The sequence below is a fragment of the Burkholderia ubonensis subsp. mesacidophila genome, from assembly GCF_002097715.1.
Classification (GTDB): Bacteria; Pseudomonadota; Gammaproteobacteria; order Burkholderiales; family Burkholderiaceae; genus Burkholderia; species Burkholderia mesacidophila.
The window spans coordinates 1,392,337-1,412,021 of sequence record NZ_CP020737.1 but is presented as its reverse complement, the minus strand read 5'-3'; the positions used below and the strand labels follow the sequence as shown (position 1 = coordinate 1,412,021).

General features: G+C 67.0%; 20 protein-coding genes and 1 tRNA gene. 9 read left to right on the top strand and 12 right to left on the bottom strand.

Going from position 1 to position 19,685, the window contains the following annotated elements; all coding sequences use genetic code 11:
* Positions 1-438 precede the first annotated feature (438 nt).
* The gene (locus B7P44_RS06770; RefSeq protein WP_084902066.1) at positions 439-1,350 is read left to right on the top strand and encodes an aldose epimerase family protein; all 912 of its coding nucleotides are present in this window, start codon (positions 439-441) and stop codon (positions 1,348-1,350) included.
* 122 nt (positions 1,351-1,472) lie between these two features.
* Entirely contained in the window at positions 1,473-2,180 is a 708-nt protein-coding gene (locus B7P44_RS06765; RefSeq protein ID WP_084902064.1) for a peptidoglycan DD-metalloendopeptidase family protein, read from the top strand.
* Positions 2,181-2,248: 68 nt separating this feature from the next.
* Here the strand turns inward: B7P44_RS06765 and B7P44_RS36190 are convergent, their stop codons facing one another.
* Positions 2,249-2,386 carry a hypothetical protein gene (locus B7P44_RS36190; protein WP_157721048.1) on the bottom strand — a complete coding sequence of 46 codons (138 nt, stop codon included), beginning with the start codon at positions 2,384-2,386 and terminating at the stop codon, positions 2,249-2,251.
* Positions 2,387-2,556: 170 nt separating this feature from the next.
* Here B7P44_RS36190 and B7P44_RS06760 point away from each other — a divergent pair, with 170 nt between their 5' ends.
* The 3 genes from B7P44_RS06760 to B7P44_RS06750 are packed head-to-tail and all read left to right on the top strand — an operon-like array spanning position 2,557 to position 5,943.
* Positions 2,557-4,176 carry an acyl-CoA synthetase gene (locus B7P44_RS06760; RefSeq protein WP_084902061.1) on the top strand — a complete coding sequence of 540 codons (1,620 nt, stop codon included), beginning with the start codon at positions 2,557-2,559 and terminating at the stop codon, positions 4,174-4,176.
* Between the two features lie 53 nt (positions 4,177-4,229).
* Positions 4,230-4,553: a DUF2288 domain-containing protein gene (locus B7P44_RS06755; protein WP_059483675.1), complete on the top strand. Its 324-nt coding sequence runs from the start codon at positions 4,230-4,232 to the stop codon at positions 4,551-4,553.
* A gap of 10 nt (positions 4,554-4,563) precedes the next feature.
* Positions 4,564-5,943, top strand: coding sequence for an MATE family efflux transporter (locus B7P44_RS06750; protein WP_084902059.1), 1,380 nt, complete (start codon positions 4,564-4,566; stop codon positions 5,941-5,943).
* A gap of 3 nt (positions 5,944-5,946) precedes the next feature.
* Here B7P44_RS06750 and B7P44_RS37095 read toward each other — a convergent pair whose 3' ends face one another.
* The gene (locus B7P44_RS37095; RefSeq protein ID WP_088511419.1) at positions 5,947-6,120 is read right to left on the bottom strand and encodes a hypothetical protein; all 174 of its coding nucleotides are present in this window, start codon (positions 6,118-6,120) and stop codon (positions 5,947-5,949) included.
* 138 nt (positions 6,121-6,258) lie between these two features.
* Between B7P44_RS37095 and B7P44_RS37090 the strand changes: the two genes are divergently transcribed.
* A complete protein-coding gene (locus B7P44_RS37090; protein WP_167389798.1) occupies positions 6,259-6,429 on the top strand; it encodes a hypothetical protein in 171 nt (56 codons plus the stop codon).
* 222 nt (positions 6,430-6,651) lie between these two features.
* Here the strand turns inward: B7P44_RS37090 and B7P44_RS06745 are convergent, their stop codons facing one another.
* Positions 6,652-7,458, bottom strand: a complete 807-nt coding sequence (locus B7P44_RS06745) for a GNAT family N-acetyltransferase (RefSeq protein WP_084902057.1) — start codon at positions 7,456-7,458, stop codon at positions 6,652-6,654.
* A gap of 149 nt (positions 7,459-7,607) precedes the next feature.
* Positions 7,608-8,069 (bottom strand): phosphohistidine phosphatase SixA, encoded by a 462-nt coding sequence (gene sixA, locus B7P44_RS06740; protein WP_157721047.1) that lies wholly within the window; start codon positions 8,067-8,069, stop codon positions 7,608-7,610.
* A 101-nt stretch (positions 8,070-8,170) separates the two neighbouring features.
* Between sixA and B7P44_RS06735 the strand changes: the two genes are divergently transcribed.
* Both B7P44_RS06735 and B7P44_RS06730 read left to right on the top strand, forming a co-directional pair.
* A tRNA-Pro gene (locus tag B7P44_RS06735) sits at positions 8,171-8,247 on the top strand.
* A gap of 136 nt (positions 8,248-8,383) precedes the next feature.
* Positions 8,384-8,818, top strand: a complete 435-nt coding sequence (locus B7P44_RS06730) for a hypothetical protein (RefSeq protein ID WP_084906480.1) — start codon at positions 8,384-8,386, stop codon at positions 8,816-8,818.
* 42 nt (positions 8,819-8,860) lie between these two features.
* On the opposite strand, the gene ppx is transcribed toward B7P44_RS06730, so the two are convergent.
* Positions 8,861-10,378 carry an exopolyphosphatase gene (gene ppx / locus B7P44_RS06725; RefSeq protein ID WP_084902052.1) on the bottom strand — a complete coding sequence of 506 codons (1,518 nt, stop codon included), beginning with the start codon at positions 10,376-10,378 and terminating at the stop codon, positions 8,861-8,863.
* A 274-nt stretch (positions 10,379-10,652) separates the two neighbouring features.
* Between ppx and ppk1 the strand changes: the two genes are divergently transcribed.
* Positions 10,653-12,716: a polyphosphate kinase 1 gene (ppk1, locus tag B7P44_RS06720; protein WP_084902049.1), complete on the top strand. Its 2,064-nt coding sequence runs from the start codon at positions 10,653-10,655 to the stop codon at positions 12,714-12,716.
* 71 nt (positions 12,717-12,787) lie between these two features.
* On the opposite strand, the gene phoR is transcribed toward ppk1, so the two are convergent.
* From phoR to pstS, 7 genes are all read right to left on the bottom strand, one after another.
* Positions 12,788-14,107, bottom strand: a complete 1,320-nt coding sequence (gene phoR / locus B7P44_RS06715; RefSeq protein ID WP_084902046.1) for a phosphate regulon sensor histidine kinase PhoR — start codon at positions 14,105-14,107, stop codon at positions 12,788-12,790.
* A 59-nt stretch (positions 14,108-14,166) separates the two neighbouring features.
* Positions 14,167-14,868, bottom strand: coding sequence for a phosphate regulon transcriptional regulator PhoB (gene phoB / locus B7P44_RS06710; RefSeq protein WP_010092659.1), 702 nt, complete (start codon positions 14,866-14,868; stop codon positions 14,167-14,169).
* 34 nt (positions 14,869-14,902) lie between these two features.
* The gene (gene phoU / locus B7P44_RS06705; protein ID WP_084902043.1) at positions 14,903-15,607 is read right to left on the bottom strand and encodes a phosphate signaling complex protein PhoU; all 705 of its coding nucleotides are present in this window, start codon (positions 15,605-15,607) and stop codon (positions 14,903-14,905) included.
* A gap of 18 nt (positions 15,608-15,625) precedes the next feature.
* Positions 15,626-16,474, bottom strand: coding sequence for a phosphate ABC transporter ATP-binding protein PstB (gene pstB / locus B7P44_RS06700; RefSeq protein WP_084902040.1), 849 nt, complete (start codon positions 16,472-16,474; stop codon positions 15,626-15,628).
* 15 nt (positions 16,475-16,489) lie between these two features.
* Complete coding sequence (gene pstA / locus B7P44_RS06695) at positions 16,490-17,383, bottom strand: phosphate ABC transporter permease PstA (protein ID WP_084902038.1); 894 nt, start codon at positions 17,381-17,383, stop codon at positions 16,490-16,492.
* Positions 17,380-18,366, bottom strand: a complete 987-nt coding sequence (gene pstC / locus B7P44_RS06690; RefSeq protein ID WP_084902035.1) for a phosphate ABC transporter permease PstC — start codon at positions 18,364-18,366, stop codon at positions 17,380-17,382. Before pstC ends, pstA begins: the two co-directional genes overlap by 4 nt.
* Positions 18,367-18,461: 95 nt before the next feature.
* On the bottom strand, positions 18,462-19,496 hold the full coding sequence (gene pstS, locus B7P44_RS06685) for a phosphate ABC transporter substrate-binding protein PstS (RefSeq protein ID WP_084902033.1): 1,035 nt from the start codon (positions 19,494-19,496) through the stop codon (positions 18,462-18,464).
* Positions 19,497-19,685 lie beyond the last annotated feature (189 nt).

Sequence of the window (19,685 nt, the reverse complement as noted above, 5' to 3'; positions counted from 1 at the left end):
GGCCGCCCGGAAGCGCGGCCCCGATTATGCCGAGCGCACATTACTGCGCCAAGGCATTTGGCAGGATATTGCGGCGATGCATACAAACGCTTGCAATTCGTAAGCGAAGAGAAAGCAAAAAGCCCGCCATTTGAATGGCGGGCTTTCAGGATTCGGCAGATTTTGCCGTCAGCGGCCGAGCTGGTAGAAAAACAGCACCGTGCTGCCGGTGAACATCCCAAACAGGGCGATACCCATTGCCATTGCCAGATCCATGGCCCCCTCCGCGAAGTGTCATGACCCGGCAACATGACCGGTTTAGGCCATTATCCGGACGCTTAACAACTTGCAAAGCTCGCAATTTCCCCAGAAGGGTTTTCCCCGACGCCGGCGCGGACCGATAATGGAGCGCGCCGCCCTGCGGCAGCCCGTCTTCCAACCGTCCATTCCCGATTCGCCATGCCGATCTTCCAGCAACACGAGATTCACGAACTCCACGCCGGCGCGTCGCTCGTCCGGATCGCCCCGCAATTCGGCGGACGCCTGCTGTCGTGGCACGTCGACGGCGAACCCGTCATCTTCTGGCCGGACACCGCGGACTGGAGCCAGCTCGCGCGCGTGCGCGGCGGCAACCCGCTGCTGTTTCCGTTTCTGGGCCGGCACCGCGTCGACGGCGAACTCGGCCGCTGGCGCGACGCGTCGGGCGTGGTCCGCGACCTGCCGATGCACGGCTTCGCGCGCGACCTGCCGTTCGCGGCGCAGCCGTCCGCCGACGGCGCGGCGCTCGCGATGACGCTCGACGCGAACGATGCGCTGCGCGCGGGCTACCCGTTCGATTTCCGTTTCGAAGCGACGTACCGCCTCGTCGACGCGCACACGCTCGACGTCGCGCTGACGACGTCCAATCGCGGCGACGCGCCGCTGCCGTACTACGCGGGCCATCACTTCTACTTCGCGCTGCCGCACGCGGAGCGCGCGCAGACAACGCTCGAACTGCCGCCGACGCATCGGCGCGAACAGCGCCCCGACGGCGCCATCAGCGCGCCGGAGCCCGGCGAAGCGCGCTACGCGCTCGACGACGCGCGCATTCACGACCGCTTCCACTGCCTTGACGGCGCGCCGTCCGCCCCCGTGCGGATCGTGATGCCGGGCCGCCGCCGCACGATCGAGATCGCGCTCGACGTGCCGGGCTCGATCCCGTGGTACGCGGTCACGACCTGGACGGAAAAGCCGGAATCGGACTTCTACTGCGTCGAGCCGTGGCTCGGCCTGCCCGATGCGATCCACAACGGGCTCGGGCTGCGCATGCTCGCGCCGGGCGCGACCGAAACCGCGGCGCTGCGGATTCGCGTCAACCCGCTTGCAGCCTGACGTTTCGCGCACCGAACGGATGCCCGGCGGCGCCAAACTGCGCGCCGCGGGTCGAACCCGTTAAAATCTGACGTTTTGTGTCACCTGCCGCGCCCGCGCGCGGCGGGGTTTTGCGAGGTTCAATGTTCGGAACAACAACGAAGCGACTCATCGCGGCGTCGTTCGCCGCCCTGCTCGCCGCCTGCGGCTCCGCGCCGGTCGGCCCCGGGTTCTACCGCGTCGAGCGCGGCGACACGCTCTACAAGATCGCGCGCGAGAACCGCCAGTCGATGCAGAACATCGTGCGCTGGAACCAGATCTCGAACCCTGATGCGATCGAAGTCGGCCAGGTGCTGCGCGTCGCGCCGCCGCCCGGCACGACGACGACGTCGTCGGCGAGCGTCGGCACCGGCAGCGCGGGACGCAGCCGCCCGGCACCGTCCACGCCTTCCGCACCGGTCCAATCGCCCGTGAAGCCGGCCACCAGCATCGCGCTGATCTGGCCGGCCGCCGGCAACGTGGTGCGCACCTTCGACGGCGCGAAGTCCAAGGGAATCGACATCGCCAACTCGGCGGGCACGTCGGTGATCGCGGCGGCGCCGGGTGTCGTCGTCTACGCGGGGAACGGGCTTCGCGGCTACGGCAACCTGATCATCCTCAAGCACAACGCGGATTACCTGACGGCGTACGCGCACAATCGCGCGCTGCTCGTGAAGGAAGGCCAGTCGGTGACGCAAGGGCAGACGATCGCCGAGATGGGCAACACCGACAGCGATCGCGTCGCACTGCATTTCGAACTGCGCTACGGCGGCCGCTCGATCGATCCGTCGCGCTACCTGCCGGCCCGCTGACAGCCTGACGGATAGCGCCGGCGCGCATCAGGTGCGGTCGGGCTTGCGCGTGTTCGGGAGGGGGCGAATCAGCGCTTGCGCAGCCGGTCGAACACGCGACCGGTCAAGTGGCCGGACAACGGGTCGACGTGGCGCGCGAACGCCACCAGCGCCCCGATTCCGATCAGGCTGAACCCCGCAGCTATCAGAAGCATATCCATGGTCATTACAAGTATCAGCAGTGATCTTATGCGTCATTTCGGAATCGTGCATTGAACCGCGCATGCCGGCCGCGTCGGCATCGTGTCGAAGATCGCTTACAGTGTGACTCCGGACGCATGAATGCCGGTGCATGTCCGCACCCCGGCCTTCACGATCCGCGCCACGGAGACACCCGATGCTGCCCGCCGCCGACTGCTACGACACGCTGCTCTCCCGCTTCGCATGGGCCGTTCCGGCCCGCTACAACATCGCCGTCGACACCTGCGACAAATGGGCGGACGGCAGCGGCCGGCTCGCGCTGATCCACGAAACCGCGCAAGGCGACGTCTCGCGGCTGACGTTCGACGATCTGAAGAACGCCTCTAATCGACTCGCGAACAGCTTCGTGCGCGCCGGCCTGCGCCGCGGCGACCGGATCGGCATCTTCCTCGCCCAGGGCCCGGAAACGGCGGTCGCGCATCTCGCCGCCTACAAGCTCGGCGCGATCGCGGTGCCGCTGTTCACGCTGTTCGGCGCCGACGCGCTCGAGTACCGGCTTGCGAACAGTGACGCGGCGGCGCTCGTCACCGACGCCGCCGGCTATGCGAAGATCGCGCCGCTGCGCGCGCGGCTGCCGGCGCTGCGGATGCTCTATTGCATCGGCGACGATGCGCCCGACGCTGCCGGCGTGCTGCGCTACGACGCGGCGCTGGCCGCGGAACCCGCCGATTTTGCGCCGGCCGACACGGCGGCCGACGATCCGGCGGTGATCATCTACACGTCCGGCACGACCGGCAAGCCGAAAGGCGCGCTGCATGCGCACCGCGTGCTGCTCGGCCATCTGCCCGGCGTCGAGATGTCGCAGCAGTGCTTTCCGCGCGACGCGCGCCTGTTCTGGACGCCCGCCGACTGGGCGTGGATCGGCGGGCTGCTCGACGTGCTGCTGCCGTCCTGGCACCACGGCGTGCCGGTGCTCGCGCGCCGCTTCGAGAAATTCGACGGCGCAGCGGCATTCGACCTGATGGCCCGTCACGGCGTCACCCACGCATTCCTGCCGCCGACCGCGCTGAAGCTCATGCGCACCGTGCCGCGGCCGCGCGAGCGCTACGCGCTGTCGCTGAAATCGGTCGCGAGCGGCGGCGAATCGCTCGGCAGCGAGCTGACGGCCTGGGGACGCGACGCGCTCGGCGTCACGATCAATGAGTTCTACGGGCAGACCGAATGCAACATGGTGCTGTCATCGTGCGCGGCGCTGTTCGCGCCGCATCCGGGCGCGATCGGCAAGGCCGTGCCCGGCCACCGGGTCGCGATCGTCGACGCGCACGGCGCGCCGCTGCCGCCCGGCACCGAAGGCCGCATCGCGGTGCGCGGCCCGGACCCGGTGATGTTTCTCGAATACTGGCGCAACCCCGACGCGACGCGCGACAAGTTCGCCGGCGACTACCTGCTGACGGGCGACACGGGCGTGCTCGATGCCGACGGCTTCGTGCGCTTCGTCGGCCGCGACGACGACGTGATCACGAGCGCGGGCTACCGGATCGGTCCCGGCCCGATCGAGGATTGCCTGCTCACGCATCCCGCGGTGCGGATGGCGGCCGTGGTCGGCGTGCCCGACGCGACGCGCACCGAGATCGTCAAGGCGTTCGTCGTGCTGAACCCTGGCTACGCCGGCGACGACGCGCTCGTGCAGGCGCTGCAGGCGCACGTGAAGACGCGCCTCGCGGCGCACGAGTATCCGCGCGCGATCGCGTTCGTCGACGGCCTGCCGATGACGGCGACCGGCAAGATCGTGCGGCGCGCGCTGCGCGACGCCTGAGCCCGCGACCGGATGGTTTATAGTGGCGCACACGCAGTTTTTTGCAGAAATCCATGTCCTCCGAACACGAATCCGCTGCGGGCGCGTCGCATAGCCCGCTCTACGTCAAACTCCTCGGCGAAACCGCAAAGATCGACTGGTGCGATCTGGAGCGTTTCTTCGCACAGGGCAAGCTGCTTGCCGTCGCGCGCGACCTCGATCTCGTGAGCGTCGCCGAGGCGATCGCCGGCGACGACAAGGAACAGGTCACCCGCTGGCTTGCCGCCGGCCACGTCGCCCGAATGGAGGCGGACACCGCGCAGGACTACGCGGCGCGCAATCCGGAACTGTGGGCGGTCGTCGTCTCGCCGTGGATCTGCGTGCAGGAACGCGCCTGACGCGTTCGCCATGTCCGACTCCGCCTTATCGCCCGCGGCCGGCGCGCGCCCGACCGATGTGACGCATCGGCGCGTGCTCGCGCTCGCGTTCCCGATCGTCCTCGCGAACCTGACCCAGCCGATTCTCGGTGCAGTCGACACGGCTGTCGCCGGCCACCTCGACGGCGCACAGTACCTTGGCGGCGTCGCGCTCGGCGGACTGGTCTTCAATTTCGTGTTCTGGGGCTTCGGCTTCCTGCGGATGGGCACGACGGGCCTCGTCGCGCAGGCGCACGGCGCGCGCGACGACAACGGCATCCGGCTGAACGTGCTGCGCGCGCTGATCGCCGCGTTCGCGCTCGGCGCCGCGGTGCTGGCGCTGCAGGCGCCGCTGCTGTCAGTCGCGCTCACCGCGCTGGGCGGCAGCGACGCGGTGCGCGCCACGGCGCTCACGTACGGCCACGCGCGGATCTGGAGCGCCCCGTTCGCGCTCGCGAACTATGTCGTGCTCGGCTACCTGCTCGGGGTGCAGCGCGTCCGGCTCGCGCTCGTCGCTCAGGTGTTCATCAATGCGGTGAACATCGGCGCGGTGCTGCTGTACGTGTACGGCTTCGGCTGGGGCATCGCCGGCATCGGCGCCGCGACCGCCACCGCGGACGCGTGCGGCTTCGCGCTCGGCGCGTGGATGCTGTGGCGGCTGCGGCCGCGCGGCCTGCCGCCGCTCGCGGCGCGCGCGCTCGTCGACCGCGCCGCGCTCATGCGCCTCGTCGCGCTGAACCGCGACATCTTCATCCGCACGCTGTGCCTGCTGACCGCGTTCGGCTGGTTCGCGCACCTCGGCGCGAACCAGGGCGATGCGACGCTCGCGGCGAACGCGCTGCTGCTCAACTTCCAGACCTTCATGGCGTACGGCCTCGACGGCTTCGCGCATGCGGCCGAAGCGCTCGTCGGCGCGGCGGCCGGTGCGCGCGATCGCGCGGCGTTCCGGCGGGCGGTGCGCGTCACGCTGTTCTGGTCCGCGCTCGGCGCGCTGGCGTTCACGCTCGCCTACTGGACGGCGGGCGGCTGGATCGTCGCGCGCCTGACCGACCAGGCGGCGATCCGCGCGGTCGCGGACCGCTATCTGCCGTGGGCTGCGCTCTCGCCCGTCGTGTCCGTGTGGGGATTCCTGCTCGACGGCGTATTCATCGGCGCGACGCAGACACGCGCACTGCTGCGCGCGATGGTCGTGTCGTTCGCGGTGTTCGCCGCCGCCGCGCTCACCCTCGTCGGCCCGTTCGGCAACCACGGCCTCTGGCTCGCGCTGCTGCTGTTCATGGCCGCGCGCGGCGCGACACTGGCACGCTACCTGCCGGGCTTGTCGGCGCGGATCGGCGGCGACGCGCGGGCGACGCCGGCATCCTCTGCATAGGCGTTACTGCGTGGCGGACGGCGGCTCGGCCAGCATCGACGGCGGCGTCATGTCGGTCGGCACGCCGTGATAATCGGCCGGGTCCTGCGGCGGGTGGCCGCGGCGGGCCTGGCGGGGGTCGCTCGCGCAGCCGGCGAGGATCGCTGCGGCCAGCACGACCAGCACGAAACGGGTCATCAGGTCTTGCTCCGGAAAGGAACGCGCGCCTGCGGCGCGCTCGGGTCGGGCCGAGTCTAACGGATTTCCGCCTTCGAAGTGGCGACGCGCATGTCCTACTATGTACTGATGGCGCTGTGCCGTTGAAAGGAGGCTGCCATGACGTCTGAGGAAATCGCCGGCCTGATTGGCCTGTTCATCGGCCTGATGGTGCTGGTCGCCCTGTCGTACTTCGAGGCGCGCGAATACAAGCGCACTCACGGTGGCGAGGGCATGATCCACCACTGGATGGCAGAGCACCACCTGCTCGACTGGCGGCGCAAGCACTAAGCCATCCCGCCGCCCTTCCCGTCCCGACCGCGCGGAAGCGAGGTCGTCCTGAGCCGTGCCGTTCGGGCACGAAGGTTACGTCATATCGCGCAAAACAATGGGGGCTGGATTCGTCGTCACCGGCACTGTAAGGACTAGTACACAAACGAACACCGCCGTGCGGTCTGCCGCCGGCGGCGTTCTGGCGTGCGCCCGCCGCGCGGGCGCACGTCCGATCGATGCTCAGCCCAGGAAGTGGCGGGCGTAGCGCGCGTTGATGTCGGACAGGCGGAACAGCGTCAGGAAATCCGCGCAGTTGAAGTCCGGATCCCAGGCGGGTGCGCCGCAGATCTTCGCGCCGAGCCGCAGATAGCCCTTGATCAGCGGCGGCGGCGCGACGGCGGCGCCGGTCTGCAGTTCGTCGACCGGCAGCGCCGTGTGCGGGAACGCGCGATATTCGGGATCGGTCAGTGCGCTGGCCGGCAGCGACTGGTACAGGTTCGCCGCGTAGTGGCCGCCGTCGGCCATCGACACGCTCGCGCAGCCGAGCATCGTCTCGTAGCCGTTCTGCATCATGTACGCGCCGAGGCCGCCCCAGAGCGCCATGATGACCGCGCCGCTGCGGTAGTCGCTATGCACGCACGAGCGGCCGACCTCAACCATCTTGCCGCGCAGGTGCGTCAGGCGCGACAGGTCGAATTCCCCTTCCGCGTACAGGCGGCCGACACGGGCGGCCTCGTGCGGCGGCAGCACGCGATACGTGCCGACGACCTTCAGGGTATCGAGATCGCGGACCAGCAGGTGGTCGCAATAGGCATCGAAAGAATCCACGTCGAGACCGGCGGGACCGCTGACCTGCGCGCCCATCTCTTCGGCGAACACGCTGTAGCGCAGGCGCTGGGCCTCGCGCAGCTCGTCTTCCGTGCGCGCCCACTGGGCGCGCAGACGGAACTCCGCCGTGACGGTTTCAGCGGCGCGCGGCAGGTGGCGCCGCGTCGAGTCGAGGGGCAGCGAGGCAAAGGGGAGCGTAGGCGTCGGCAGTTCTCGCATTAGGCTTTCCTGATCGTAAGGAATAAGACGACATGCCCGCCAATGTAGTAATCGGCTGTGACCGTTACGTGGCAAGTCCGTGTCCGTTCAGTGACGTGTCGCCAAAATGACTTTAGCAGAAAGCTTGCCGAAACGTATGATCAAACCCTTCAAACCAGATCGGGCGTCAAGACAGCGCGCAGAAGGGCCTGCCGATTGCCGTTCCGCGTGCGGCTCGCGAGCCATACGATACCGCCTTTCTTGACGCTCCAGCTATCGTCGCTGCCGGCCACCAGCCGCGCGGCGACGCTGCCGAGCGTCGGCTGGTGGCCGACGATCACCACCGTCGGCGCGATGCCGTCCGGCCAGCCGGCCGCCGCGAGCACGTCGTCGACGTCCGCGCCGGGCGCGAGCGCTTCGACGGTCCGGTACTGGTCGGTCAGCGCCTCGACCGTCTGCACGGTGCGCGCCGCCGGGCTCGCGAGGATCACGCTGCTGGCTTCCAGCCTGCCGCGCAGCCACTTCGCCATCGCCTGCGCCTCCTTGCGCCCGCGAGCGGTCAGCTGGCGCGCGAGGTCGCTGGTCGCGTAGTCTTCTGCCTCGGCATGGCGCCACAGGATCAGATTCATCATGGTCATCTCCGTTGTTCGTGTCCGGTTTGCGCTCGCGGCGCGATTTCTTTCTTCGGGCGATTGACCGGATACGCCGTTCAAGGCTAGAATCTCTGGCTCGTCGGAGCGTAGCGCAGCCTGGTAGCGCATCTGATTTGGGATCAGAGGGTCGTAGGTTCGAATCCTATCGCTCCGACCACCGTACAAAAAGGGTTATAAGCCATCCAGCTTATAACCCTTTTCCTTTTTGTACGGCTTCCCGCCCCTCTCCGGCAGACCTGCCACCGCCCGCGCCGGAACACGCGATAATGTCCGCCAACAACCGTCACGACCGCATGAAAAACGTTCTTCGGACCGCTCTCTTCGGCGCGCTGCTGATACTGGCGGCGGCGCCGGGCATCGCATCCGCCAAATCGCTCGACGACGCGCTCGACTGCCATTCCAACGGCCACAAGTTCGTCGCGCCGCTGCTCGCCGCCGGCGACATCGAACGGGATCCGATGCACGTCGAGTCGAATTCGGTCAACGCGTTCCACACCGAGCACGATCTGACCGCCTACGGCTTCGGCGTCTACGTCGTGCTCGGCTATCAGGCGAACGACCCGATCTTCCGCCAGGGCAGCGGCACGCCGATCGGCGAATGGGCGTACGGGGTCGTGGTCAAGGGCATGAAGAGTTCGGTCGAGGCAGCCGTGCGCAAGGCCGGCAGCGACGCCACCGTCAAGCAGGCGTTCCCGTTCCTGACGGCGATCGTCTGCGCGTCGGACTGAGCGCAGCCGGCAGCGCCATCGCCCCGGGCCGCGCCGCCCGCGTCACGCGCCCGTGTACACCACGCGATACGGGATGCCGACCTTCTCCCATTCCGCCGCCTCCTGGCTGAGGCTGTAGTCGGTCAGCGGATTCTGCTCGACCCACGCGCCCGGCAGGCGCACTTCGTAGCCGCCCTTCTTCATCTGCGTGACCGAAATGTCCGGCAGCCCCGCATCAGTACGGCGCCGGCACAGCAGCGAGGCCAGCCGCAGACAGAACAGCAGCGGCCATTCGACCTCGCGCGCCTGCGACAGCTTGCCGAGCTTGCCCGCATGGCCGAGCACGAGCGCGGCGAGCCGCGCCTGGTCGGTGCGCGAGAAACCCGGCATGTCCGCGTTGCTCGCGATGTACGAGGAATGCTTGTGATACGCGCTGTGCGAAATCGACAGGCCGATCTCGTGCAGCGCCGCCGCCCAGCCGAGGAACATCCGGCTTTCCTCGCGGCGCTCGTCGTCCGGCTCGTCCTCGAGCTGGTCGTAGAAGCGCACCGACAGCGCGGCGATCCGCTCGGCCTGCGCACGATCGACGCCGTAGCGGCGCGTGAAGCCCTCGACGGTCACCGCGCGCATGTCCTCGTGCTGCGCGCGGCCGAGCAGGTCGTACAGCACGCCGAGGCGCAGCGCGCCGTCGGTCGTGTCGACGTAGTCGATGCCGAGCTCCTCGAACACCGCGAGCATGATCGCCAGCCCGCCCGCGAGCACCGGCACGCGATCGGGCTTCAGCGCGACGAGCTTCAGCCGGTTAACGTTCTCGGACTTGATCAGCGCGCGCTTCAGGCGTTCCAGCCCGCCGCGCGAAATCCCGTGCGACACGCCGGGATCGTTGAAGCCGTTCGCCTCGACGAGCTCGGCAAGCGCGCGCGCGGTGCCCGACGAGCCGATCGCCTGGTCCCACCCTGCCTTCTTGTAGTCGCCCGAGATGATCTGGATCTCGCGCTTCGCGGCGAGCTCGGCCTGCCGCATCGTGTATTCGTCGACGTTGCCGGCCGGGAAGAACGCGCGGCTGTGGCTCACGCAGCCGATGTACAGGCTTTCCATCACGAGCGGCGTGTAGTGCGAGCCGATGATGAATTCGGTCGAGCCGCCGCCGATGTCGACGACGAGCCGCTTGCCGGCGCTCGCCGGCACCGAATGCGCGGCGCCCGCATAGATCAGGCGCGCTTCTTCGCGGCCCGCGATCACCTCGATCGGGAAGCCGAGCGCCGCTTCGGCCTCGACGAGAAATTCGCTCGCGTTCTTCGCGACGCGCAGCGTGTTGGTCGCCACCGCGCGCACCTGATCCGGATGGAAATCGCGCAGCCGTTCGCCGAATCGCTTGAGCGCCTCCCAGCCACGCTCCTGCGACGCGCGATCGAGCATCTTGTCGCTCGACAGGCCCGCGGCCAGCCGCACCGGCTCGCGCAGGGCGTCGACAGGATAGATCTGGCTGCCCGCCGGCGTCTCCTCGATGCGCCCGACGATCAGCCGGAAGCTGTTCGAGCCGAGATCCACGGCAGCCAGCAAGTGGGGGTTGGTAACCATCAGAAGGGGGCTCCGTGCGCATGCGCCCGCGGCAACCGCCGCCGCGAGGCAGTGATTCAAAGGCGACATTTTAAGCGTGGAACGCCTGCCGGTGTCACGTTCGCCGGGCATGCACCCCGCAGCATTGTATATAGGCGAAACATTTATGAGACGAAAGGTTTCCAGCGTAGAATTTGCCGAATCCTTTCGACCCTTGTCATCTGCACGTCATCCCACCGTGAGAGTTTCCGAGCGTCCTTTCGAGTCATCGCCTGATCAGCCCCCTACTTTGCCGATGTCCGTCCGCTACCCGCTTCTCAATCGTGAACTCGGCATCCTTGGATTCAACGAACGCGTGCTCGCACAGGCGGCCGACCCGCATGTCCCGCTGCTGGAGCGCCTGCGCTTCATCTGCATCACGAGCAGCAATCTCGACGAATTCTTCGAAGTCCGGATGGCCGGCCTGCAGGAGCAGATCCGCGACAATCCCGGCGCGCTCACGCCCGACGGCATGTCGCTGCAACACGCCTACGATCTCGTCGTCGAGCGCGCGCAGCGGCTCGTGCACCGGCAATACACGATGCTGCACGAAACGGTGCTGCCGGCGCTCGAGCAGGAAGGCATCTACTTCCACAGCAGCGACACGTGGAACGACGAGCAGACCGAGTGGGCGCGGCGCTACTTCTTCGACGAGCTGCTGCCGGTGCTGACGCCGATCGGCCTCGATCCCGCCCACCCGTTTCCGCGCGTGCTGAACAAGAGCCTGAACTTCGTCGTCGAGCTCGAGGGCCGCGACGCGTTCGGCCGCCAGGCGGTGCTCGGCATCGTGCAGGCGCCGCGCGCGCTGCCGCGCGTCGTGCGCATGCCGCAGCCGCTGTCCGGGTTCGAACACGGCTTCGTGCTGTTGAGCTCGTTCATGCAGCGCTTCGTCGGCGAGCTGTTCCCGCAGCTCGTCGTGAAGAGCTGCAACCAGTTCCGCATCACGCGCAACAGCGAACTGTTCGTCGACGAAGACGAAATCACGAACCTGCGCGTCGCGCTGCAGGGCGAACTGCCCGCACGCCACCTCGGCAACGCGGTGCGCCTCGAGGTGTCCGCCGACACGCCGCCGCACATCGTGCGGCGCCTGCTCGAGGAAGGCGGGCTCGGCGAGAAGGACTGCTATCGGGTGATCGGTTCGGTGAACCTCGTGCGCCTGATGCAGATCCCCGATCTCGTCGACCGGCCTGACCTGAAATTCGCGCCGTTCACCGCGTCGATCCCGCCGGCGATCGCGAATGCGGCGACGATGTTCGACGCGATCGACGACGGCGACCTCCTGCTGCATCACCCGTACGAGAGCTTCCAGCCCGTGCTCGAGCTGCTGCAGCAGGCAGCGAAGGATCCGAGCGTCGTCGCGATCAAGCAGACGATCTACCGCACCGGCACCGACTCGCCGCTGATGGACGCGCTGATGGAAGCCGCGCGCAACGGCAAGGAAGTGACCGTCGTCGTCGAGCTGCTCGCGCGCTTCGACGAGGAAACCAACATCAACTGGGCCTCGCAGCTCGAAGCCGTCGGCGCGCACGTCGTGTACGGCGTGGTCGGGCACAAGTGCCACGCGAAGATGATGCTGATCGTGCGGCGCGTCGTGCAGGGCGGCAAGGCATCGCTGCGCCGCTACGTGCACCTCGGCACCGGCAACTACCATCCGCGCACCGCGCGCCTCTATTCCGACTTCGGGCTGATGACGGCCGACCAGAAGATCTGCGAGGACGTGCATCACGTGTTCCAGCAGCTGACCGGCATCGGCGGCGAGCTGACGCTGCACGAGCTGTGGCAGTCGCCGTTCACGCTGCATCCGCGCATCATCGACGGCATCCGCGCCGAAACCGAGAACGCGCGCGCCGGCAAGCGCGCGCGCATCGTCGCGAAGATGAACGCGCTGCTCGAACCGTCGGTGATCGCCGCGCTGTACGAAGCGTCGCAGGCGGGCGTGAAGGTCGACCTGATCGTGCGCGGCGTCTGCGCGCTGAAGCCGGGCGTGCCGGGGCTGTCGGACAACATCACGGTGCGCTCGATCGTCGGCCGCTTCCTCGAGCATCACCGCATCTACTACTTCCACGCGAACGGCGCGGAAGACGTGTACCTGTCGAGCGCGGACTGGATGGACCGCAATCTGTTCCGCCGCGTCGAGGTCGCGTTCCCGATCCGCGAGCGCAAGCTCAAGCGCCGCGTGATCGCGGAAGGCCTGTCGGTGTTCCTCGGCGACAACCAGTCCACATGGCTGATGCACAGCGACGGCCACTATCGCCGCCGCCGCGCGGGCAAGACGACGCGCAACGCACAGCTCGGCCTGCTCGCGAAGTTCTGCCCGTAACGCACGGCGCGCGGCCAAGAAAAAAGCGCAGCCTGGAAAACAGGCTGCGCTTTTTTGTCATCCCCGCCGGATCAGGCCTCGAACGCCGCCGGCTTCACGGTGACGGTCCGCACCGCCGGAAAGCGCGCGGTAAACGTGCTGCCGCGCCCTTCCTCGCTCTGGATGTACAGGTGCGCATCGTGCCGCTGCAGCACGTGCTTGACGATCGCGAGCCCGAGGCCGGTGCCGCCCGTGTCGCGCGACCTGCTGCGGTCGACGCGGTAGAAGCGTTCGGTCAGCCGCGGCAGGTCGGCGGCCGGAATGCCGAACCCGCTGTCGGTCACCGAGAACACCGCCTGCGCGCCTTCGCGCCGCCACGACACGATGATCTTGCCGCCCTCCGGCGTATAGCGGATCGCGTTGATCACGAGGTTCGCGAACGCGCTGAAGATTTCCGTCTGCGCACCGGCCACCGCAAGCGTGTCGTCGAGCGTGAACGAGACGTCGTGATGCCCGTTCGACAGCGACTGCGCATCTTCCTTCAGGTGGTCGAACACGGAACGCATGTCGATCGCGCGATCGGCGGCCGGCTTGCTGTCGCCTTCGAGCTTCGCGAGCACCAGCAGGTCGGTGACGATGTGCCGCATCCGCGACGCCTGCTGCTCCATCAGCTCGAGGTAGCGCGCGCGGTCCTCCTCGTTCAGCGGCAGCTCGCGCATCGTCTCGAGGAAGCCCGACAGCACGGTGAGCGGCGTCTTCAGCTCGTGCGACACGTTGGCGACGAAGTCGCGCCGCATCGCGTCGATGCGCTCGAGCTCGGTGATGTCCTGCGTCAGCAGCAGCTTGCGGTTCTCGCCGTACGGAAACACCTGCACCGCGAGCACGTTCTGCCGCGCGTCGCCCATCCCGTGCATCACGAGCATCTCCTCGTAGAGCTGAGCATTCAGGTAGCGGACGAAATCCGGATGCCGGACGAGGTTCGTGATGTGCTGGCGCAGGTCGCGCTTCGCATCGAGGCCGAAATGCACTTCGGCGATCGCGTTGCACCACTCGATCGTGTCGTGCTCGTCGAGCATCGCGACGCCGTTCGGCGACGCCTGGATCGCCTGGATGAAGCGCGAATGCTGCTGCTCGACCTGCCGCACCTGCGCATGCCACTGCTTCGCGAGCTTGTGCAGCCGGTAGTAGATCTCGCCCCAGATGCCGGGCGCGCTCGGCACTTCGCCGTACACCGGCGCGTCGAGCAGCCGCCACAGGCGCTGCGTATGGAACGTGCTGAAAAAACCCTGTGCGGCCAGCATCACGGCCGCGAACACGAGTCCGGCGGTCGGGCCGGCGAAGAAGCCGACCAGTACGCTGATCAGCACGAGCAACACGAGCGACACCAGGAAGCGCGCCCAGATGATGTTCATGATTCAGCGTCCGAAAAGTTGAAATGCCTGCGCGGCGCACGATGCGCCGCCCATGTGCGTCACGCGTGCTTCGCGAGCCGGTAGCCGCTGCCGCGGACCGTTTCGATCATGGCATCGCAACCCGCCGGCTTGAGCGCCGCGCGCAATCGTTTGATATGCACGTCGACGGTGCGTTCCTCGACGAACACGTGGTCGCCCCACACCTGGTCGAGCAGTTGCGTGCGGCTGTGCACGCGCTCGGGGTGGGTCATGAAGAAGTGCAGCAGGCGGAACTCGGTCGGGCCGAGATCGAGCTTGATCTCGCTGCCGTCAGCGTGCGCGGCGACCCGGTGCGTGGCCGGGTCGAGACGCAGCCCGTTGATCGACACGACGTCCTCGGTCAGCTGCGGCGCGCGGCGGCGCAGCACCGCCTTGATGCGCGCCATCAGCTCCTTCGGCGAGAACGGCTTCGTCACGTAGTCGTCCGCGCCGATCTCGAGGCCGAGCACCTTGTCCTGCTCGTCGCCGCGCGCGGTCAGCATGATGATCGGGATGTGCTTGGTCCGCTCGTTGTTGCGCAGGTCGCGCGCGAACGCGATGCCGGACTTGCCCGGCAGCATCCAGTCGAGCAGCACGAGATCGGGCAGCACGTCGCTGATCAGGTTCGCCGCCTGCTCCGCGTTGTACGCGCGGATCGGGCAGTGTCCGGCATGCTGGAGATTCACCGAGATCAGCTCGGATATCGCGGGTTCGTCTTCGATGACGAGAATGTTGCTGGGCATCGGCACCTCGTTGTTCGTCTTGTACCTGGACGGGTTAGCTGTTGGCTTCGCGATCGAGCGTGTCGCGCGGCTGGTGCCGCACGTCGGTGCCCTTCACGATGTAGATGATGAATTCGGCGAGGTTCTTCGCGTGGTCGCCGATCCGTTCGATCGCCTTCGCGATGAACAGGTATTCGAGGCCGACCGAGATCGTGCGCGGATCTTCCTGCATGTACGACACGAGCTTGCGCACGAACGCGCGGAATTCCTGGTCGATCTCCTTGTCGTCCTTGACGATCTGCGCGGCGGCCACCGTGTCGAGCCGCGCGAACGCGTCGAGCGCGCGGCGCAGGATCGTCACGGCCATCTCGCCCGACACCTTGATCTCGGCGATGTTGACCGCGCGCGCGGCCGGCTCGTCGATCAGGCGGCGCACGCGTTTCGCGATCTTCTCCGCCTCGTCGCCGGCGCGCTCGAGGTTCGTGATCGTTTTCGAGATCGACATCAGGAGGCGCAGGTCGCGCGCGGCCGGCTGGCGGCGCGCGATGATGTTGCCGCACTCCTGGTCGATCTCGACTTCCATCGTGTTCAGGATCTCTTCGTTCGCGATCACCTTCTCGGCCGCGTCGCGGTCGAATTCGTTCAGCGCGTGCATCGCGCCCGTGATCTGCGCCTCGACAAGCCCGCCCATCTCCAGCACCTTCGACGACACGGCATTGAGATCGGCGTCGAACTGGCTCGACAAATGTTTATCCGACATGGCTGTTGTTCTCCGTCATCAACCGAAGCGGCCGGTGATGTAGTCTTCCGTTTCCTTGCGTACCGGCTTGATGAAGATCTTCTCGGTCTCGCCGAATTCGATCAGCTCGCCCAGGTACATGTAGGCCGTGTAGTCCGAGCAGCGCGCCGCCTGCTGCATGTTGTGCGTGACGATCACGACCGTGTAGTCGCTCTTCAGCTCCGCGATCAGCTCTTCGATGCGGCCCGTCGAGATCGGGTCGAGCGCCGAGCACGGCTCGTCGAGCAGCAGCACTTCCGGACGGATCGCGATGCCGCGCGCGATGCACAGACGCTGCTGCTGGCCGCCGGACAGGCCGTAGCCGCTTTGACCCAGCTTGTCCTTCACTTCGTTCCACAGCGCGGCCTTCGTCAGCGCCCACTCGACGCGGTCGTCCATTTCCGAGCGCGTGAGCTTCTCGAACATTTTCACGCCGAACGCAATGTTGTCATAAATCGACATCGGGAACGGCGTCGGCTTCTGGAACACCATGCCGATCCGCGCGCGCAAGAGCGAGATGTCGCGCTTGGTGGTCAGCAGGTTCTCGCCGTCCATCAGGATCTCGCCTTCGGCGCGCTGCTCCGGATAGAGCGCGTACATCTTGTTGAACGTGCGCAGGAGCGTCGACTTGCCGCAGCCCGACGGGCCGATGAACGCCGTCACCTTCCCTTCGGGAATGCGCAGGTTGATGTTCTTCAGCGCGTGAAACTTGTTGTAGAAGAAGTTGAGGTTGTTGACCTCGATCTTCGCGTTCAGCGGCTCGAGCGGACGGCCGTCCGCCGCGCCATGCGTACCGGCAGGCGCGGCGACACGTTCGATGGGATTCAGGTGGCTTTCTGCCATATTCATCGGATTGCTCCGCCGTTACTGTTTCGAGAAGATCGAGCGCGCGAGGATGTTGAGTCCGAGCACGCCGAGCGTAATCAGGAACACGCCCGCCCACGCGAGCGACTGCCATTCCGCGAACGGGCTCATCGCGAACTTGAAGATCGTGACGGGCAGGTTCGCCATCGGCTGGCTCATGTCCCACGAGAAGAACTGGTTCGACAGCGCGGTGAACAGCAGCGGCGCCGTTTCGCCGGCGATCCGCGCGACCGCGAGCAGCACGCCGGTGATGATGCCGCCCACCGACGCGCGCAGCGTGATCTTCAGGATCATCCGCCACTTCGGCGTGCCGAGCGCGAAGGCCGCTTCACGCAGCGCGTTCGGCACGAGCTTCAGCATGTTCTCGGTCGTGCGGATCACGATCGGGATCTGCAGCAGCGCGAGCGCGATCACGCCGGCCCAGCCGGAGAAGCGGCCCGATTTCGCGACGACGAGCGCATAGACGAACAGGCCCACGACGATCGACGGCGCCGACAGCAGGATGTCGTTGATGAAGCGGATCGTGCTCGCGAGCGGGTTCTTCTTGCCGTATTCGGCGAGGTAGACGCCCGCCAGGATGCCGATCGGCGTGCCGACCAGCGTGCCGAAACCGACCAGCAGCAGGCTGCCGACGATCGCGTTCGCGAGACCGCCGCCCTCGGTGTTCGGCGGCGGGGTCGATTCGGTGAACATCTGCAGCGACAGGCCGCCGATGCCGAGGCGCAGCGTCGTGTAGAGGATCCACACGAGCCACATCAGGCCGAACACCATCGCGCCGAGCGACGCGGTGAGCGCGATCGCATTGACGATCTTGCGCTTGCGCTGGAGCCGGCTGCGCATCGCGTCGAGCACGGCGCCGTCCGGGCCGGGGAAGTTCAGTACAGGCTCGCTCATTTCTTGCCCTCTCCTTTCTCGAGACGCAGCAGCAGCAGTTTGGAGATGGCCAGCACGATGAAGGTGATCACGAACAGGATCAGGCCCAGTTCCATCAGCGCGGACGTATGCAGGCCGGGCGACGCTTCGGCGAACTCGTTCGCGAGCGCCGACGTGATGCTGTTGCCGGGCGAGAACAGCGACACGTTGTCGAGCAGGTTCGTGTTGCCGATCACGAACGTCACGGCCATCGTTTCGCCGAGCGCGCGGCCGAGGCCGAGCATCACGCCGCCGATCACGCCGGTCTTCGTATAGGGCAGCACGATCTTCCACATCACTTCCCAGGTCGTGCAGCCGATCCCGTAGGCCGATTCCTTCAGCAGCACGGGCGTGACCTCGAACACGTCGCGCATCACCGACGCGATGTACGGGATGATCATGATCGCGAGGATCACGCCGGCGGCGAGAATGCCGATGCCGATCGGCGGGCCGGCGAACAGCGCGCCGAGCACCGGCACGCCGTCGAACAGGCGGCCGATCGGCTTCTGGAAATAGGTGGCGAAGATCGGCGCGAACACGAGCAGCCCCCACATCCCGTAGACGATCGACGGGATCGCGGCGAGCAGTTCGATGGCGATGCCGAGCGGGCGGCGCAGCCAGACGGGCGACAGCTCGGTGAGGAACAGCGCGATGCCGAAGCTGACCGGCACCGCGATCACCAGCGCGATGACCGACGTCACGATGGTGCCGTAGATCGGCACGAGCGCGCCGTAGACATCCGAATTGGGATCCCATTCGGACTGCCACAGGAAGCCGAGGCCAAACTTCTGGATGGTCGGCATCGACGCAATGATCAGTGAAACGATGATGCCACCGAGGAGCAGCAGGGTGACGATCGCGGCGAGCCGGGCGAGGCCGCCGAACAGGATGTCGCCGAGGCGGCCGGGCGCGTGTTGCTGCGCGTTGCCGGCGGACCGGGAGGACACGTATGGAATATCAGACATGGGCGCCTGCTTCTGAATGCCGGGCGCCTTGACGCCCGGCCTTACCGCACAACACTGCCCGGCCTGCGCGGCCGGGCAGCGAACCGCTGTGACGCTTACTCCGTGGCGACCGGCTTGCCCGCCGCGTCCGTCACCTTGGTCTTCCACTGCTTGCGGATTTCCGCTTCGACCGCCGGCGGCAGCGAGATGTAGTCGAGGCTGTCAGCCGCCTTCTCGCCGTTCTTGAACGCCCAGCCGAAGAACTTCAGCGTTTCCGCGCCCTGCTCCGGCTTGTCCTGCTTCGCGTGCAGCAGCACGAACGTCGCGCCGACGACCGGCCATGCTTCCTTGCCCGGCTGGTTCGTCAGGATCTGGTAGAACGACTTCGACCAGTTCGCGCCGGCAGCAGCGGCCTTGAAGGTTTCCGTCTTCGGCTCGACCACCGTGCCCGTCGAATTCTTCAGCGCGGTGTAGACCATGCTGTTCTTCTTCGCGTACGCCCATTCGACGTAGCCGATCGCGCCCGGCAGACGCTGCACGAATGCCGCGACGCCGTCGTTGCCCTTGCCGCCCGTGCCCGTCGGCCAGTTGACCGTCGTGCCTTCGCCGACCTTCGACTTCCACTCGTCGTTGACCTTCGACAGGTAGTTCGTCCAGATGAAGCTCGTGCCCGAGCCGTCCGCACGGCGCACGACCGCAATGTCGGTATCCGGCAGCTTGACCTTCGGGTTCAGCGCGGCGATCGCCGGGTCGTTCCACTTCTTGATCTTGCCGAGGTAGATGTCGCCGAGCACCGGGCCCGACAGCGTCAGTTCACCTGCCTTCACGCCCGGCACGTTGATGACCGGCACCACGCCGCCGACCACCGTCGGGAACTGGAACAGGCCGTCCTTCGCGAGCTCGTCGTCCTTCAGCGGTGCGTCCGAACCGGCAAAATCGACCGTCTTCGCATTGATCTGCTTCAGGCCGCCCGACGAGCCGATGCCCTGGTAGTTGATCTTCGCGCCGCCGGCCTGCTGGTAATCGGCAGCCCATTTCGTGTAGATCGGCATCGCGAACGTGCTGCCTGCGCCCGTGATGTCGGCAGCGTGCGCAGCAACAGCGAAGAGTGCGCCAGCCAGGCCGGCAATCGCGGTTTGCATCAATTTCATGAGACCTCCAGTGTGTGAGCGGATGACTACGGCACCGCGAAGGTTAGGGGCTGCTCATGACGGTAATGTGACAATCGATGAAACTGGCGTGACAGTAACATGACTACTTGAAAGGCAACACAGGGCGGCGAAACGGACGTGCGCGGGCGGCGCCGGCACCGGCACCGGGAGAATAGGCAATAAATGCCG

Bases quoted from the DNA above. Each gene is read 5' to 3' on its own strand.
- B7P44_RS06770 (WP_084902066.1), top strand. From the start codon at position 439: ATGCCGATCTTCCAGCAACACGAGATTCACGAACTCCACGCCGGCGCG.
- B7P44_RS06765 (WP_084902064.1), top strand. From the start codon at position 1,473: ATGTTCGGAACAACAACGAAGCGACTCATCGCGGCGTCGTTCGCCGCC.
- B7P44_RS36190 (WP_157721048.1), bottom strand. From the start codon at position 2,386: ATGACCATGGATATGCTTCTGATAGCTGCGGGGTTCAGCCTGATCGGA.
- B7P44_RS06760 (WP_084902061.1), top strand. From the start codon at position 2,557: ATGCTGCCCGCCGCCGACTGCTACGACACGCTGCTCTCCCGCTTCGCA.
- B7P44_RS06755 (WP_059483675.1), top strand. From the start codon at position 4,230: ATGTCCTCCGAACACGAATCCGCTGCGGGCGCGTCGCATAGCCCGCTC.
- B7P44_RS06750 (WP_084902059.1), top strand. From the start codon at position 4,564: ATGTCCGACTCCGCCTTATCGCCCGCGGCCGGCGCGCGCCCGACCGAT.
- B7P44_RS37095 (WP_088511419.1), bottom strand. From the start codon at position 6,120: ATGACCCGTTTCGTGCTGGTCGTGCTGGCCGCAGCGATCCTCGCCGGC.
- B7P44_RS37090 (WP_167389798.1), top strand. From the start codon at position 6,259: ATGACGTCTGAGGAAATCGCCGGCCTGATTGGCCTGTTCATCGGCCTG.
- B7P44_RS06745 (WP_084902057.1), bottom strand. From the start codon at position 7,458: ATGCGAGAACTGCCGACGCCTACGCTCCCCTTTGCCTCGCTGCCCCTC.
- sixA (WP_157721047.1), bottom strand. From the start codon at position 8,069: ATGATGAATCTGATCCTGTGGCGCCATGCCGAGGCAGAAGACTACGCG.
- B7P44_RS06730 (WP_084906480.1), top strand. From the start codon at position 8,384: ATGAAAAACGTTCTTCGGACCGCTCTCTTCGGCGCGCTGCTGATACTG.
- ppx (WP_084902052.1), bottom strand. From the start codon at position 10,378: ATGGTTACCAACCCCCACTTGCTGGCTGCCGTGGATCTCGGCTCGAAC.
- ppk1 (WP_084902049.1), top strand. From the start codon at position 10,653: ATGTCCGTCCGCTACCCGCTTCTCAATCGTGAACTCGGCATCCTTGGA.
- phoR (WP_084902046.1), bottom strand. From the start codon at position 14,107: ATGAACATCATCTGGGCGCGCTTCCTGGTGTCGCTCGTGTTGCTCGTG.
- phoB (WP_010092659.1), bottom strand. From the start codon at position 14,868: ATGCCCAGCAACATTCTCGTCATCGAAGACGAACCCGCGATATCCGAG.
- phoU (WP_084902043.1), bottom strand. From the start codon at position 15,607: ATGTCGGATAAACATTTGTCGAGCCAGTTCGACGCCGATCTCAATGCC.
- pstB (WP_084902040.1), bottom strand. From the start codon at position 16,474: ATGAATATGGCAGAAAGCCACCTGAATCCCATCGAACGTGTCGCCGCG.
- pstA (WP_084902038.1), bottom strand. From the start codon at position 17,383: ATGAGCGAGCCTGTACTGAACTTCCCCGGCCCGGACGGCGCCGTGCTC.
- pstC (WP_084902035.1), bottom strand. From the start codon at position 18,366: ATGTCTGATATTCCATACGTGTCCTCCCGGTCCGCCGGCAACGCGCAG.
- pstS (WP_084902033.1), bottom strand. From the start codon at position 19,496: ATGAAATTGATGCAAACCGCGATTGCCGGCCTGGCTGGCGCACTCTTC.